General features: G+C 63.7%; 11 protein-coding genes. 6 read left to right on the top strand and 5 right to left on the bottom strand.

Features of this window, described 5'->3' with window-relative positions:
- The first annotated feature begins 78 nt into the window (after nt 1-78).
- From BN2475_RS20510 to BN2475_RS20535, 6 genes are all read left to right on the top strand, one after another.
- Complete coding sequence (locus tag BN2475_RS20510; protein WP_094781322.1) at nt 79-1,230, top strand: ABC transporter ATP-binding protein; 1,152 nt, start codon at nt 79-81, stop codon at nt 1,228-1,230.
- A 123-nt stretch (nt 1,231-1,353) separates the two neighbouring features.
- A complete protein-coding gene (locus tag BN2475_RS20515; protein WP_094781323.1) occupies nt 1,354-2,607 on the top strand; it encodes an ABC transporter substrate-binding protein in 1,254 nt (417 codons plus the stop codon).
- A 65-nt stretch (nt 2,608-2,672) separates the two neighbouring features.
- Nucleotides 2,673-3,578 carry a carbohydrate ABC transporter permease gene (locus tag BN2475_RS20520; RefSeq protein WP_094781324.1) on the top strand — a complete coding sequence of 302 codons (906 nt, stop codon included), beginning with the start codon at nt 2,673-2,675 and terminating at the stop codon, nt 3,576-3,578.
- A 28-nt stretch (nt 3,579-3,606) separates the two neighbouring features.
- On the top strand, nt 3,607-4,458 hold the full coding sequence (locus BN2475_RS20525; protein ID WP_094781325.1) for a carbohydrate ABC transporter permease: 852 nt from the start codon (nt 3,607-3,609) through the stop codon (nt 4,456-4,458).
- 38 nt (nt 4,459-4,496) lie between these two features.
- A complete protein-coding gene (locus BN2475_RS20530; RefSeq protein ID WP_094781326.1) occupies nt 4,497-6,461 on the top strand; it encodes a beta-galactosidase in 1,965 nt (654 codons plus the stop codon).
- 150 nt (nt 6,462-6,611) lie between these two features.
- Nucleotides 6,612-7,772, top strand: a complete 1,161-nt coding sequence (locus tag BN2475_RS20535) for a glycoside hydrolase family 53 protein (protein ID WP_094781327.1) — start codon at nt 6,612-6,614, stop codon at nt 7,770-7,772.
- Nucleotides 7,773-7,832: 60 nt separating this feature from the next.
- Here BN2475_RS20535 and BN2475_RS20540 read toward each other — a convergent pair whose 3' ends face one another.
- The 5 genes from BN2475_RS20540 to prpR form a co-directional block, all read right to left on the bottom strand.
- The gene (locus BN2475_RS20540; RefSeq protein ID WP_094781328.1) at nt 7,833-8,162 is read right to left on the bottom strand and encodes a hypothetical protein; all 330 of its coding nucleotides are present in this window, start codon (nt 8,160-8,162) and stop codon (nt 7,833-7,835) included.
- 297 nt (nt 8,163-8,459) lie between these two features.
- Entirely contained in the window at nt 8,460-9,818 is a 1,359-nt protein-coding gene (locus BN2475_RS20545) for an MFS transporter (RefSeq protein ID WP_094781329.1), read from the bottom strand.
- 581 nt (nt 9,819-10,399) lie between these two features.
- Nucleotides 10,400-11,236, bottom strand: coding sequence for a class I SAM-dependent methyltransferase (locus BN2475_RS20550; RefSeq protein WP_159444590.1), 837 nt, complete (start codon nt 11,234-11,236; stop codon nt 10,400-10,402).
- Between the two features lie 266 nt (nt 11,237-11,502).
- Nucleotides 11,503-12,585 (bottom strand): tartrate dehydrogenase, encoded by a 1,083-nt coding sequence (locus BN2475_RS20555; protein WP_094781331.1) that lies wholly within the window; start codon nt 12,583-12,585, stop codon nt 11,503-11,505.
- A gap of 105 nt (nt 12,586-12,690) precedes the next feature.
- On the bottom strand, nt 12,691-14,658 hold the full coding sequence (gene prpR / locus BN2475_RS20560) for a propionate catabolism operon regulatory protein PrpR (RefSeq protein ID WP_094781332.1): 1,968 nt from the start codon (nt 14,656-14,658) through the stop codon (nt 12,691-12,693).
- Nucleotides 14,659-14,977: the final 319 nt, after the last annotated feature.

A 14,977-nucleotide genomic window follows, 5' to 3' on the forward strand; every position in this document is an offset into this window, starting at 1 on the left:
CGATTAAATGCCTGCCGCACAAGGGCCGGCCAGTTCTTTTTCAGAAAAATTTAAGCGGTTAAATCCGACGGAGACAGCATGGCGACAATTCGTCTGACGGACGTGCAGAAGTCATATGGCGATCATCCGCCGGTGATCCGGCGCGTCAATCTCGAGATCGCGCAGCATGAGTTCTGCGTGTTTCTGGGCCCCTCGGGTTGTGGCAAGTCGACGTTGCTGCGCATGATCGCCGGTCTCGAAGACCTGAGCGAAGGCGAGCTGCATATCGGCGGGCGGCTCGTGAACGACGTGCCCGCCGCCGCTCGCGGCGTGGCGATGGTGTTTCAGAGCTACGCGTTGTTCCCGCACATGACCGTGTTCGACAACATGGCGTTCGGACTGAAGCTCGCCAAAACGCCCAAAGATGAAATCGACCGCAAGGTGCGCGAAGCCGCGCGCATTCTGCAACTGGACAGTCTGCTGGAGCGCCATCCGAAAGCGCTGTCGGGTGGGCAGCGTCAGCGTGTCGCAATCGGCCGGGCCATCGTGCGCGAGCCGGGCGTGTTCCTGTTCGACGAACCGCTGTCGAATCTCGACGCCGCGCTGCGCGGCCAGACCCGTGTCGAAATCGCGCGGCTGCATCGGCGTTTTGCTGACGCGAGCGTGGTCTACGTCACCCACGATCAGGTCGAAGCGATGACGCTCGCGGATCGCATCGTGCTGCTGCACGCCGGCGCGGATGCCGAGCGTCACGGCAGCATCGCGCAAAGCGGTGCGCCGCTCGAGCTGTATCACCATCCGAAGTCGCGCTTCGTCGCGGGCTTCATCGGCTCGCCGCGCATGAACTTCATCGACGCGACGGTCGATTCGATCGAGCCGGGCCGTGTGACGGTGGCGCTTGCGGCAAGTGGTGAGACAAGTGTTGAAAAGCTGGTCGCGCAGGTCGACGGCCAGCGTCTGCAGCGCGGCCAACCGGTCACGCTCGGCGTGCGCCCGGAACATTTGCGACTCGACGGCGACGGTCAGTTCATCCAGTGCGTGACCGTGCTGTCGGAACGGCTCGGCGAGCACAGCTATGTTCACGCGGACCACGCGAGTGGCACGCTGATCGCGAAGGCGCCCGGCGATACGCCGATCGGCTCGGGCGAGCGCATCCGCATTCACGTTCCGCCTGGCGCGTGCCATCTGTTCGACGCGCAAGGGATTGCATTGCGGCGTAGCACGTTCGAGCCCGAACGCGTCGCCGCCTGAATGATCGACCCGTCCGGCGAATCGGATATCGCCGGGTCGATCGGGCCGAATTCCGCCATAGAGCGGGTTACTTCGCTGGCAGCCGTGCGCTGCCGGTCAACAAGGTAGTCAAGGAGACACAAGATGATTGCTCTTCGCCTTCGCCGTCTTGCCCAGGTGTCGATTGCAGTTGCGCTGGTGGCTGGCACATTCGCCAGCGTCAGCGCCGACGCTGCCACGCTCAACGTCAACGTGTCGGCGCGCGGCAATCAGCGCTCGACCTGGCAGGATGCGTTCGACAAGTTCAAGAAAGCCAATCCCGACGTCGATCTCAAGGTGACCTACATCACCGAGGAGGCGTACAAGGTGCAGATGGGCGGCTGGCTCGCCACCGATCCGCCGGATGTCGTGTCGTGGCACGACGGCGAACGCATGGCCTACTACGCGCAGCGCGGCCTGCTCGAAGACCTGTCGTCGGACTGGAGCAAGAACGGCTGGTCGCAGCAGTATGCTTCGGTCAAGGAAGCATCGACGTATAAGGGCAAGCAGTACGCGGCGCCGCTCGGCTATGATGCATATGGTTTTTTCTATCGCAAGGATCTGTTCGAGAAGGCGGGCATCAAGAGCGAGCCGAAAACCTGGGATGAATTTCTCGAAGCCAACAAAAAGCTGAAGGCGATCGGCGTGGCGCCGATCGCAGTGGCCGCTCGCGATAGCTGGACACTCGCCGCGTGGTTCGACTACCTGAATCTGCGCATCAACGGCAACGCGTTCCATCAGAAGCTGATGGCGGGCGAAGTGCCGTACACCGATCCGCGGGTGAAGAAGGTCTACACGACGTGGAAGACGCTGCTCGACAATCACGACTACATCGACAACGCGCTGTCCTACGATCTCGATTCGATCGCACCGTTCCTCGTGAACGGCAAGGCGGCGATGATGCTGATGGGCACGTTCTTCTCGGCGAGCATCCCGCCTTCGCTGAAGGATCAGATCGGCTTCTTCCGTTTCCCGGTGGTCGACGCCAACGTGCCGATGGCCGAGGACGGTCCCGTCAACGTGCTGCTGATTCCGGCGAAGGCGAAGAACAAGGCTGATGCCCGCAAGCTGCTGGCCTTCATGGAACAGCCGCAGATCAACGCCGACCTTGCGAAGGGCTGGGGCCAGCTGCCGTCGAACAGCCAGGCGGCCGAGCCTGACGACGCGATTTCGAAGGTCGGCTTCCAGACGCTCGCGAATACCAAGGGCGGCATCGCGCAGTTCTACGACCGCGACATGCAGAAGGAAATGGCCGATGAAGGCATGAAGGCCATGCAGCAGTTCTACAGCGATCCGTCGCAACTCGACACCGTGCTCGCCCACCTCGAAGCGACGCGCAAGCGCATCTACCAGAAGTAAGTCTCGCGGCGCCGGCGACGTAGCAACGCCGGCGCTCGCCTTCGACTCCCGACGAGGCTCGATCCATGTCTTATTCCGCAGCGCGCCGCTTACCCGCGGCCCAGCACCGTCACGTCTCGACGACGCGCCGTCATCAGCACCGCGCCGCGTTTTTCTTCCTGCTGCCGGGCTGTGCATTGTTTTGCCTGTGCGTGATTTATCCGATCATCAGCAGCATCTCGCTCAGCTTCTACAACTGGGACGGCATGACGCCGAAGACCTTCGCGGGTCTTGGCAACTACATCGAACTGTTCCACTCGGACACGTTCTACACAGCGCTGAAGAACAACCTGATCTGGCTCGCGCTGTTCCTGCTGGCGCCGCCGCTCGGCCTGCTGTGCGCGTTGTATCTGAACCAGCACGTGCGCGGCATGCGCGTCGTGAAGTCGCTGTTCTTCGCACCGTTCGTGCTGTCGGGCGTGGTGGTCGGGCTGGTGTTCAGCTGGTTCTACGATCCGACCTTCGGCTTGCTGCGCCTGCTGGTCGGCCATGGTATTCCCGTGCTCGGCGATCCGCGCACGGTGACGTTCGGCATCGTCTTCGCCGCGTTGTGGCCGCAAACGCCGTTCTGCATGGTGCTGTACCTGACCGGCCTGACGGGCATCAATCCCGAGGTCGTGGAGGCGGCGCGCATGGAGGGTGCGAAAGGCGTGCGTTTGCTGTGGCACGTGATCCTGCCGCAACTGCGGCCCGCCACGTTCATGGCGGTCGTGCTGACCGTGATCGGCGCGCTGCGGAGCTTCGATCTGATTGCGGTGATGAGCAGCGGCGGTCCGTTCGACAGCTCCACCGTGCTCGCCTATTACATGTACGACATGGCCATCAAGTACTACCGCGAAGGCTATTCCGCGGCGATCGCCGTCGTGCTGTTCGCCATCATGCTCGTCTACATCGTGTTCCATCTTCGCCGCATGCTGCGCGAAGAACGTTGACCTTGCCGATTTCCTGGAGTTACGTGTCATGTATCCGCTTCCCGTCGAACGCTGGAGACCGCTCAACCGCGCGCTCTACAAAGCGTCGCTGCCGCTGGCGCTGCTGCTCTGGCTGCTGCCGATGCTGGCCGTGCTCGTCACGTCGATCCGCTCGTCGGACGAGCTGTCGCAAGGCGACTACTGGACCTGGCCAAAGCATTTCGCACTACTGGAAAACTACGGCACCGCGCTGACCCAGACGCCGATGCTGCATTACTTCGCCAATAGCGTGCTGATCACGGTGCCCTCGGTGATCGGCGCGATCGTACTGGCGTCGATGGCGGGCTTTGCACTCGCCACCTACCGCTTTCCCGGCAATACGGCGGTGCTGTTCGCGTTCGTCGCAGGCAACTTCGTGCCGATCCAGATCCTGATGATCCCGGTGCGCGACATGGCGCTGAAGGTGGGTCTCTTCAATACCGTGTGGGCGCTGGTGATTTTCCACGTGTCGTTTCAGACCGGTTTTTGCACGCTGTTTCTGCGCAACTTCATCAAGCAGTTGCCGTTCGAGATGATCGAGGCGGCACGCGTGGAAGGGGCGAGCGAATGGACCATCTATCTGCGCATCGTGCTGCCGCTGGTGCGCCCCGCGCTCGCCGCGCTCGGCATCCTCGTGTTCACGTTCGTCTGGAACGACTACTTCTGGGCGCTGTGCCTCACGCAGGGCGACGAAGCCGCGCCGATCACGGTGGGCGTCGCCGCCCTCAAGGGGCAATGGACGACCGCATGGAACCTGGTCGCGGCGGGCTCGGTGCTGGCCGCGCTGCCTTCCGTGCTGATGTTCTTCGCGATGCAGAGGCACTTCGTTGCCGGCCTGACCTTCGGTGCCAGCAAGGGTTGAGCATCCCGCTCGACGTCAACTCACAACGAGACTTTCACATGCAACTTGGTGTCTGCTATTACCCGGAACAATGGCCACGCGCGATGTGGGCTGACGATGCAAAACGTATGGCCGAACTTGGCATCACGCATGTACGGATCGCTGAATTCGCGTGGAGCCGGATGGAGCCGCGCGCCGGGGAATTCGCTTGGCAATGGCTCGATGAAGCCGTCGAGACGCTCGCGGCGGCGGGTCTGAAGCTCGTGCTCGGCACGCCGAGCGCGTCGCCGCCGAAGTGGCTGATCGACGCGCATCCAGACGTATTGCCGGTGCGCGCCGACGGCACGCGCTGGAACTTCGGCTCGCGTCGTCACTACGATATTTCCAGCGAGACCTACCGGCGCGAATGCGTGCGCATCGTCGCGGCAATGGCGCAGCGTTACGGGCGTCATCCGGCGATCGTGGCGTGGCAGACCGATAACGAACTCGGCTGCCACGAGACCGTGCCGAGCTATTCGGCCGCGGCGCTCGCGCGTTTCCACGCGTGGCTGCGGCAGCGTTACGAAACCATCGGCTCGCTCAACGAAAGGTGGGGCAACGTGTTCTGGAGCATGGAGTATCCGTCGTTCGAGGCGATCGGCTTGCCGAACCTCACGCCGACCGATGCCAATCCGATCCATCTGCTCGACTTCCGCCGCTTCATGTCCGACGAGGTCGCGAGCTTCCATCGCGAGCAGATCGACGTGCTGCGCGAGCATGCGCCCGCGGCGGATCTGCTGCACAACTTCATGGGCTTCTTCACGACTTTCGATCACTACCGCTTCGCCAAAGACAACGCACTCGATGTGGCGGCATGGGACAGCTATCCGATTGCGCGCACCGAATCGATCGCACTGCCCGAAGAGCAGAAAGCGCGTTACGCACGCACCGCGCATCCCGACGTGTCCGCCTTCGATCACGACCGCTATCGGGCGATCGGCGCAGGACGTTTCTGGGTGATGGAACAGCAGGCCGGTCCGGTGAACTGGGCGCCGTGGAATCCCGTGCCCGCGAGAGGCATGGTGCGGTTGTGGGCTTACGAAGCGTTCGCGCACGGCGCGGAACTGGTGTCGTATTTCCGCTGGCGCCAGTGTCCGTACGCGCAGGAGCAGATGCACTCCGGGCTCAATCTGCCGAACAACGAACTGTCGCCGGGCGGCCTCGAAGTTCAGCAGGCGGCGCGCGAGATTGCGAACTGCGCGGCGCTGTCGAAACTCGGCAAGCCGGCGCGTGCCGCCACCGCGGTCGTGTTCGACTACGAGACGCAATGGATGTTTGAGATTCAGCGTCACGGCAAGACCTTCGATTACCAGACGCTGGTGTTCGACTACTACGAAGCGCTGCGCGAACTCGGGCTCGACGTGGATATCGTGTCGAGCCGCGCGGATCTGTCGGCGTATCGCCTCGTGGTCGTGCCGAGCCTCGCGGTGATCGACGACGCGTTCGTGGATCAGATCGAACGGAGCAGCGCGCAGTGGGTCTTCGGTCCGCGCAGCGGTTCCAAAACCGACGCGTTTGCGATTCCCGGCAACCTGCCGCCCGGCGCATTGCAGCGCGTGCTGCCGATGCAGGTGCTCGAAGTCGAGACGCTGCGGCCGACACTCACGCCTGCGCTGTCGATCGACGGCACCGAAGGCACGGCGCTGCATTGGCGCGAGCATGTGCGGGCCAATCGCGAGACGCGCGTCGTCGCGCAGTTCGACGACGCGTGGCCGGCGGTCGTTGCGCTCGGCACGGTGCGCTACGTGGCGGGTTGGCTGTCTCACGCGTTGCACCGCACGGTGTTGCAGCAGGCCGCGAGCGATGCCGGCATCGAGACGCAACTGCTGCCCGACGGCTTGCGCGTGCGCCGGCGCGACGGTCTGAGCTTTGCGTTCAACTTCGGCGCGCAGCCGGTGCACGCGCCTGCGCCAGCCAACGCGACGTTCGTGCTCGGGCAGGCGCGTCTGAATAGCGGCGACGTCTGCGCGTGGCAAGACGCATGAACGGGCGTGGCCGTTTGAATGAGTGGGAAGAGAGGGGTTGTTCGAGGGTGAAAGCCGCAGGTTGAAAGTCGTTCGTTGAATCGCAGGAGCTTCAAACCGGACCAGACAGCTCTGCCAGAGAGCTGCCATTCAACAGATGGAGGATGACGCATGAACCGAAGAGAAATGCTGGGATGGCTGGCCTCCGCCGCAGCCGCGGCGGGCGTCGGCGCGACGCTTGGTACGCCGGCCATGGCAGGCGAGCGGGAATCGTCGGCGCGGGGCGGCCGCTTTGCGATGGGTGCGGACGTATCGACGTTGCTAGAGCTGGAGGCGAACGGCGCGAAGTTCTACGAGCATGGCGTGCCGCACGACTGTCTGCGGATTCTGAAGAACCACGGTGTCGACTCGATTCGTATCAAGGTCTGGAATGATCCTGGCAATCCTGACTTTTTTCCCGCCAATCAAAGTCCGGCCGCCGGCTATAACAATGCCGAACACGTACGGACGCTGGCGCGTCGCGCCGCCGCGCTCGGCTTGCGTGTGCTGATCGACTTCCACTACAGCGACTGGTGGGCCGATCCGGGGAAGCAGTATCCGCCGCACGAGTGGGCCGGCAAGGACATCACCGAGACGTGCGCGCTGCTGTCCGCATACACGTCGAACGTGCTGACGATGCTCAAGCGCGACGGCGTGCATCCCGAGTGGGTGCAGATCGGCAATGAAATCACCGGTGGCATGCTGTGGCCGCTCGGCAAGTACGACCAGCTGGACAATCTCGCGTTGCTGCTGAAAGCCGGGCACGACGCGGTCAAGTCCGTTGACGAGCGCATCAAGGTCATGCTGCATATCGACAGCGGCGGCAACAACGCGACGAGCCGCTGGTGGTTCGACAGCGCGACGCAGCGCGGCGTGACCTTCGATGTGATCGGCCTGTCCTACTATCCGCAGTGGCAAGGTTCGCTGAGCGACCTGCAGAACAACGCGAACGACCTCGCGACGCGCTACGACAAGGACGTGATGGTGGTCGAGACCGCGTATCCGTGGACGACCAGCGATGGCGATTCGGAACCGAACGCGATGACCAACGTGGGCACCTCGACCTTTCCGCAGACCCCGGCCGGCCAGGCGCAGTTCCTCGGCGCGATGACGGACATCGTGAAGGCGATCCCCGACGGCCACGGCAAGGGCGTGTTCTGGTGGGAGCCGGAATGGATTCCGACGCCGAATGTCGGATGGAAAATCGGCGCCGGCGATCAGTGGGACAACAACACGTTGTTCGATTTTCACGGCAACGCGCTGACGTCGCTGGATGCGTTTCGCCGACGTTAGGCGGTGCGCGTGAACCGGTTAGCGCGGCGGGCGGGCCGCGCTAACCGCAGGCATCAGGCATCACTGCGCGGGTGCCTGCTTCTTCTGCCGCGTCACACAGTCCGACGTGAACGCCATGCTGGCCTGATCGGGCGTCATGCGCGGCGCGTCCGCGCTGTAGATCTTCTCGATGATGGCGTTGACCGCCTGCAGATCGGCGTCGTCCTTGTAGTACTTGGCCGCCTGTTCGAGCGCCTGTGCCTTGGTCTTCTTGTGCGCGCGCCATGAAGCGACCTGGGCGGCGATATCGCCGATCGCAAAACATTGTTCGCTGACGGTCTGCGCGACGGCCTGGGCGGCCGGTTGCGCGAGACACAGCGCCAGCAGCGCGGATACGACTACGCGTTTCATCACCGGAATCCTGACTGTAGATGAGCGGCGTTGCGGCAACGGTGGCATTCACCATCGGGGCAAGCGCACGCACGGGTAAGCAACGGCGTAGTTTATCGGGAAGTGGCGCGCCACGCTTTTTTGCCGGAGCGTGACGGCAAAGAAGAGGGCAAAGAAGAGGGCAAAGTAGAGGGCAAAGTAGAGGGCAAAGTAGAGGGCAAAGTAGAGGGCAAAGAAAAAGCCGCCCGTTTGGGCGGCTTCAGGCTCAGCAGATCATCCGGCGTGCCCGTTGCCGGGCAGCGCCGCTGCGTCGTGCGTTCAATGTCCGAACGACTGCGCCTTGGGCGCATTCGCTTCCGTCGCGTGCGGTCGTGCTGCCTGCTTGATCAGCAGCGCGACGCACGACAGCACACCCGCTACTGCGATCGTCGCGAAGATGCCGCCGAACGTGAAGTGACGGCGCGTCAGTTCGGCCACGAGGAACGAACCCGCAATCCCGCCGAAGCGGCCGACGCCAAGCATCCAGGCGACGCCCGTGCCACGGCCCTGGGTCGGGTAGAAAGCGGCGGCGAGCGCCGGCATCGACGATTGCGCGGTATTCATCAGCACGCCGGCGACGAACACGATGAACACCAGCGCGCCCACGTTGCCGGCCGCCTGGCCGATGAAGTACACGCTCACGGCGGTCAGTGCATAGCAGGCCGCGATGATCCGGTTCGCGTTGAAGCGGTCCATCAGTACGCCGCACAGCACCGCGCCGACACCGCCGAGCGGGAACAGCGCCGAGATCAGCGTGGCGCGTTGCGGCGTGAGGCCGGCGTCCTTCAGCAGGATCGGCATCCAGTTGATCGACGCGTAGAAGATCACGAGGCCCATGAAGTAGGCCACCCACAACATCACCGAGCCGATGATGTAGGAGCGCGACAGCACCACGCCCAGACCCTTGCTGCCGGTTTGCGGCGCGGTTTCGGTCATCGTGAAGGCGCTCGCCTGCACTGCGTCGCCTGAAATGCGCGCGAGCGCCGCGCGAATCCGTTCGACCGGCTTGTTGTTTGCGACCATGTAGCGAACCGATTCCGGCATTTTGGCGAGCAGCAGCATGAGCAGCAGCAGCGGCGTGACGCCGCCGAGCAGCAGCACGCTGCGCCAGCCGAAATGCGGAATCATCCACGCGGCGAGAAAACCGCCGAACGCGGCGCCGAGCGGAAAGCCGCAGAACATCAGATTGATGACGGTCGCGCGACGGCGATCCGGGCAGTACTCGCCCATCATCGTCACGGCGTTCGGCATCGCCGCGCCGAGGCCGACGCCCGTAATGAAGCGCAGCACGGTCAGTTCCTCGATGCTGGTCGAGAAGGACGAGCCGAGGCACGCAACGCCGAACAGCAACACCGAGCTGAGCAGCATCACGCGTCGTCCGAGGCGGTCGGACAACGGACCCGAACCGAGCGCGCCGCATGCGAGACCGAACAGCGCGGCGCTCAGCACCGGCGCGAGCGCCGGTTTGGCGATGCCCCATTCGCCGATCAGCGAAGGCGCAATGAAGCCGATTGCGGCCGTGTCAAAACCGTCCAGCAGGACGATGATGAAGCACATGAAAAAAACCAGCCACTGGAACGGCGAAAAGGGATGTTCGTTGATGAAGGTTTGAATGTTCACAGCAGTGCTGCGGCTCATGATGGTCTCCTGACTGTGAAAGGGCCTGCCACGACAAGTTTTTCTCGAGATCGTACGCCGTCTGGCAGCGGTGTACGTTGCTTGTGGCCGGCCAAACTGGCTGCGCTGCGGCAATGAATCATACCCGGACCGGTCGAGTTGCTCGAACCGTGCCGGGGTGGCGATTTGTTCGCGTATAGAACGTCGATTCTTCACGCGAACGCGCGCCACTGTAAGCAATTCGATGGCAGCGGGTCAACGCGGGATTACCCGAGATAGGCGAGCGGGCGCGGCCGCGCGAATGCGCGGGATGGCGGGAAGCTGTGGCGAGGCCCCGGAGCATCGGCGCATGGCGTGGCAACGCGCCGGGGCGAAAGGAAGGGCGCGTGAGGGCTGTCAGCCCGCCACGCCCGGATTCTCCATCGTCCGCTCAATCCGCCTTGGCCGCACGAAGGTAACACTGGGCCGTCACCGTCGCAGCGACCGCATCACGAGCATGCAACCGTCTGGGGCGTGCGCACCGCCTCGCCGTGTGACCGGCCGATCACGGCGCAGCAGTTCGTCGCGACTCATGCGGGAACGTCTGCGCGTAACGGGATCAATCATCTGTTCGAGAAGACGTTGTTATGGCCGACGCCTCCCAGAAAACGCAACTCGGAAGAGGCCAATTCCTTGACCACCCGGGACGGCCCCGGATGTCCGCCAAACGAGAATTTCGCGGGCCTATAGTCGGTGTACAGGCTTGAATCGTCCATGACCAGCAGACCGCCTGGCGCGAGCGAGTCCCGGCACAGCGTGTAGTCCGCCAAGGCGACTTCGTAATCGTGATTGCCGTCGATATAGATCAGATTCCACACTTTGGAACGAATGTGTTGAACGGCAACCGTATCCGTCGATAAAGCCTTGAGAAACTGCGGATCGGGTAAGCCGAAGCGCCGATTGGACGCCAGCGTGTCTTCCAGATAATCGATATTCTTCAGATACTTGCTCACCGTATCTGCGGCAGGAGAAAACGGCGAGATGCCGTGGACCTCGCACTCGAATGCGCACAGCTTCGCAATCAGCCCGACGAGGGAAGTGACCTGTCCGCGATATACGCCAATCTCAAGGCAATAGCGGGGCTGATACTCGCGCAGAAGGAGCCACCACATCGCATGGAATGCGTCCTCGCCGAATCCGCGCCGGTGACTGCTGAAGTAGGACCGGTGCTCGCGCAGCTCCTCAGGCGCCAGGTACTTCAGGTAGTGATGCATGTAAGCGTACAGCGCGTTGCGGTCCGGATACTTCCCGACCGCCTCGGTGAAGCTCAGGTCTTCCGCAAACGATTCACGGTAGTGCGAAAAGGACTTGCGCTGCAGAGCAGCCTGAAACTGAGAAACGCGGGCGGAGACTGCACCAGTGACTGAGACCATTTCACCTTCTCCCTTTAAGGTCGACAAGACGGTCGTTCGATGATCGCCGGGCGCGATTGAGCTGGTATCGAAGATGCAAGGTCGCATCATGAAAGCGACTGGGCAATCATAAGCGACGACGCGACGGCGGTCGAGCGTTGGCAAAAGGAGAAACGTGAATGGCGTTTCAAATGGACACGCGGGATGTTATGTCATGCCCATTACAGGAGTCTTCGCAGGAGCACGCGTTGATGCGAAGACAGATCATACGAAAGCGCACCGGCAGTTCGCCTACCACCGGCGCGCCAGTTGCCTCAGCGTAGCTTCGCCACAATCGCCTTGCCGACTTCGGTCGTGTTCGCTTTGCCGCCGAGGTCGCCGGTATGCGGGCCTTCGATCAGCGTCGCTTCGATCGCCGCGAGAATCGCATCGTGCGCCGTGCGTTCCTTGCCGGTGGAGTGGCCGAGGAAGTCGAGCATCATCGCAGCCGACCAGATCATCGCGATCGGATTGGCGATGTTCTTGCCGGCGATATCGGGCGCCGAACCGTGCACGGGTTCGAATAGCGACGGAAACTTGCGGTCGGGATTCAGGTTGCCCGACGGCGCGAGGCCGATCGTGCCGGTGCAGGCGGGGCCGAGATCGGACAGGATGTCGCCGAACAGATTGGTCGCCACCACCACGTCGAAGCGATCCGGATTCAGCACGAAGCGTGCGCAGAGAATGTCGATGTGCTGCTTGTCCCACGTTACGTCGGGGTACTGCGCTGCGATGCCGGTCGCACATCGGTCCCACCACGGCATGCTGATCGCGATGCCGTTGCTCTTCGTGGCAACCGTGATCTTCTTGCGCTCGCGCCGCTGCGCAAGATCGAATGCGAACTTCAGCACGCGCTCGCTGCCGTGCCGCGTGAACACGGATTCCTGCAGCACGAATTCGCGCTCGGTGCCTTCGAACATCACACCGCCCACGGACGAATACTCGCCCTCGGTGTTTTCCCGCACGATCCAGAAGTCGATGTCGCCCGCCTTGCGGCCCGCGAGCGGCGAGGGCACCCCGGCAAAGAGCCGCGCCGGGCGCAGGTTGATGTACTGATCGAACTCGCGCCGGAACTTCAGCAGCGAGCCCCACAACGAGATGTGATCGGGCACGGTGTCTGGCCAGCCCACCGCGCCGAACAGGATCGCGTCGGCCGATTGCAACTGGGCCTTCCAGTCGTCGGGCATCATCTTGCCGTGCATCGCGTAGTAGTTGCAGCTCGCCCACTCGATGTGCTGGTACTCGAGCTCGATGCCGAAGCGCTGCTGCACCGCGTCCAGCACGCGAATGGCTTCCGGCATGACCTCGACGCCGATGCCGTCACCGGGTATGACAGCGATCCGATAGGGTCTCGACATGGTGTACTTCTCCTGTTTGGGGATTTCGACGATTGAACGACGCGTATTCTATTCCCGCGGTCTGGGCCCAAAGTGGCGGTTTGGGTCTAGCCACTCCTGTGACACCTACCGCGCCGCATTCAGCTTGCGCCATAACGTCGTCTTGCTGATGCCGAGCGCCTCGCAGACCGCGTCGCGATCGCCGTCGTGAGCGGTGAGCGCGGCGCGGATCTGATCGGCTTCCACGTGACGGCTGCGTTCGCGCAGCGTGAGCGCGGCCGGCTTTGCGCGCGCAGCGGGCTCGACGATCTCCGGCGCAACGCTGCGCAGCATCTCGCGTGTGACGACGCTCGCGCCTTCGGCTAGCAGGTCTGCGTCGGCATCGGGGTCGGCAAGTTCCACGGCGATCCGTTCAATCACGTTCTGCAATTCGCGCACGTTGCCCGGCCACGCGTAGCGCCGCAATGACGCGCCGAGACCGGCCAGCACGTGCGCGGCGGACGCCGCGTCGGGCACGCGCGCCGCGAGTCTCGGCTCACGCGCCGCGGCCTGGCGCAGCAGTTCGGCGGCGAGCGGCAGCAGATCGTCGGGACGCTCGCGCAGCGGCGGCAACGCGATGCTCAGAATATTGAGGCGGTAATAGAGGTCGGCGCGAAAGCGCCCCGCTTCGATGGCCTCGGTCAGCGCGCGGTGCGTCGCGGCGACGACGCGGATATCGATGCGCGTGGGCTCCGTCGAACCGAGCCGCACCACCTCGCGTTCCTGCAGCACGCGCAACAACCGGCTTTGCAACGACAGCGGCATTTCGCCGATCTCGTCGAGAAACAGCGTGCCGCGATGCGCGACTTCGATCAGCCCCGCCTTGCCGCCCTTGCGCGCGCCAGTGAACGCGCCTTCCTCGTAGCCGAACAACTCGCTTTCGAGCAACGCCTCGGGGAACGCGCCGCAATTGATCGCGACGAACGCGAAGTCACGCCGCGCGCTTAATTGATGCATGCTCTGCGCGACCATCTCCTTGCCGGTGCCGCTTTCGCCGAGTATCAGCACGGTCGCGTCGGACCTCGCGTAGCGCTGCACCAGCGTGCGGACCCGTGCGATCGATGCCGACGCGCCGACGATATCGTCGAGCCGGTAACGCGCGCTGAACTGCTGGACGCGCTGGCGCGAGCGCAACGTGCGATCGAGCCGCTCGACCGCACGCGATTCCTGAAACGTCAGCACAGTGCCGGCCGCCGCGCTGCTGCTCGCAAGCGGCCCGCGATGCACGACATAGCTCGCGCCGCGCACGGTGCAGAACGTATCGCCGTCCGTGTCGGGCAGGCTGCCGGCCAGATCGGGCGCGAGCTCGAGCAACGCGCGGCCCACGGCTTTGGCCGCATCGATGCCGAGCACGCCGGCGAGGCGCTGATTCATCGCTTCGACGCGTCCTTGCGCATCGAGCGCAACGACGCCATCGCGCAGATGTTGCAGCAAGTTGTCGAGCCGTTGCCGGCGGATGGTTTCGCGGCGCGTGGCCTGCGCGACTTCGATCGCGGTATCGAAGGCGGCGCGCACGGATGCGCGCGAGTAGAGGAACACGGCGCCCATGCCGGCATGCGCGGCGAGATCGGTGACCAGCCCGGGGCCAACCACGACGTCGATGCCGCGATCGCGCAGATCGAGCACGACGCTCTCGGCGTCCTGCGCGGACTGATGCGAGGCGAACGTCACGTCGAGCCCATAGGCGGCCGTGAAGCGCCGCACTTCGTCGGGCGGCTCGCCGTGCGTGACGAGCGCCACCCTCGCGCCGTCGCGCCGCGCACGGGCGAGTGCGTGCATCACGTCGAAGCCGGTTGGCGTGATCCGCACCACCGGGACCGTGACGCGCGTCTTCAGATACGCGCCGTTGGAGCCGCCCGCGATCACGACATCGGGACGCTCCGCGCCTGCGTTCTCGATCTCCCGCACCGCGTCCTCGAAAGCGTGCGCGACGATGCGCAGGTCCGCGCGTTCGACATATTCGCCGGCGATGTCGAAATACAGATCGCGCAAGCGGCTGATGCTGAGCGCCCAGATGCGCGGACGCTGGGCTGTTTCGAAGAGTGGTGTGCTCAAAGCGGAGGACTCGCGGCGAACCTGGGAAGTCCGCTCATTATGCGCGCATCCATTGCCAAATTGAAATTGGCATTTCATTTATGAAATGAGCGGCGCGTTGCGCGCAACCGTGGTCCCCCGTCAAATCAGGCACTTAGCGCGCATTGGGAAGGCTGGCCCATTCCTTGCGTTTAAGGTGTCGGCCAAAAAACTCACCTTGCACTGGAGACGACTCACATGAGCGAAGCAGACAACAGCACGCCGAACGCGGGCGCATTCAAGCCGAAGAAATCCGTCGCGCTGTCCGGCGTGACAGCGGGTAACACCGCGCTGTGCACGG

Origin of the sequence: Paraburkholderia ribeironis (assembly GCF_900019265.1) — a bacterium.
Taxonomy (GTDB): domain Bacteria; phylum Pseudomonadota; class Gammaproteobacteria; order Burkholderiales; family Burkholderiaceae; genus Paraburkholderia; species Paraburkholderia ribeironis.

What these genes read in the sequence shown, in the direction of transcription:
- BN2475_RS20510 (WP_094781322.1), top strand. Translation starts at nt 79, where the DNA reads ATGGCGACAATTCGTCTGACGGACGTGCAGAAGTCATATGGCGATCAT.
- BN2475_RS20515 (WP_094781323.1), top strand. Translation starts at nt 1,354, where the DNA reads ATGATTGCTCTTCGCCTTCGCCGTCTTGCCCAGGTGTCGATTGCAGTT.
- BN2475_RS20520 (WP_094781324.1), top strand. Translation starts at nt 2,673, where the DNA reads ATGTCTTATTCCGCAGCGCGCCGCTTACCCGCGGCCCAGCACCGTCAC.
- BN2475_RS20525 (WP_094781325.1), top strand. Translation starts at nt 3,607, where the DNA reads ATGTATCCGCTTCCCGTCGAACGCTGGAGACCGCTCAACCGCGCGCTC.
- BN2475_RS20530 (WP_094781326.1), top strand. Translation starts at nt 4,497, where the DNA reads ATGCAACTTGGTGTCTGCTATTACCCGGAACAATGGCCACGCGCGATG.
- BN2475_RS20535 (WP_094781327.1), top strand. Translation starts at nt 6,612, where the DNA reads ATGAACCGAAGAGAAATGCTGGGATGGCTGGCCTCCGCCGCAGCCGCG.
- BN2475_RS20540 (WP_094781328.1), bottom strand. Translation starts at nt 8,162, where the DNA reads ATGAAACGCGTAGTCGTATCCGCGCTGCTGGCGCTGTGTCTCGCGCAA.
- BN2475_RS20545 (WP_094781329.1), bottom strand. Translation starts at nt 9,818, where the DNA reads ATGAGCCGCAGCACTGCTGTGAACATTCAAACCTTCATCAACGAACAT.
- BN2475_RS20555 (WP_094781331.1), bottom strand. Translation starts at nt 12,585, where the DNA reads ATGTCGAGACCCTATCGGATCGCTGTCATACCCGGTGACGGCATCGGC.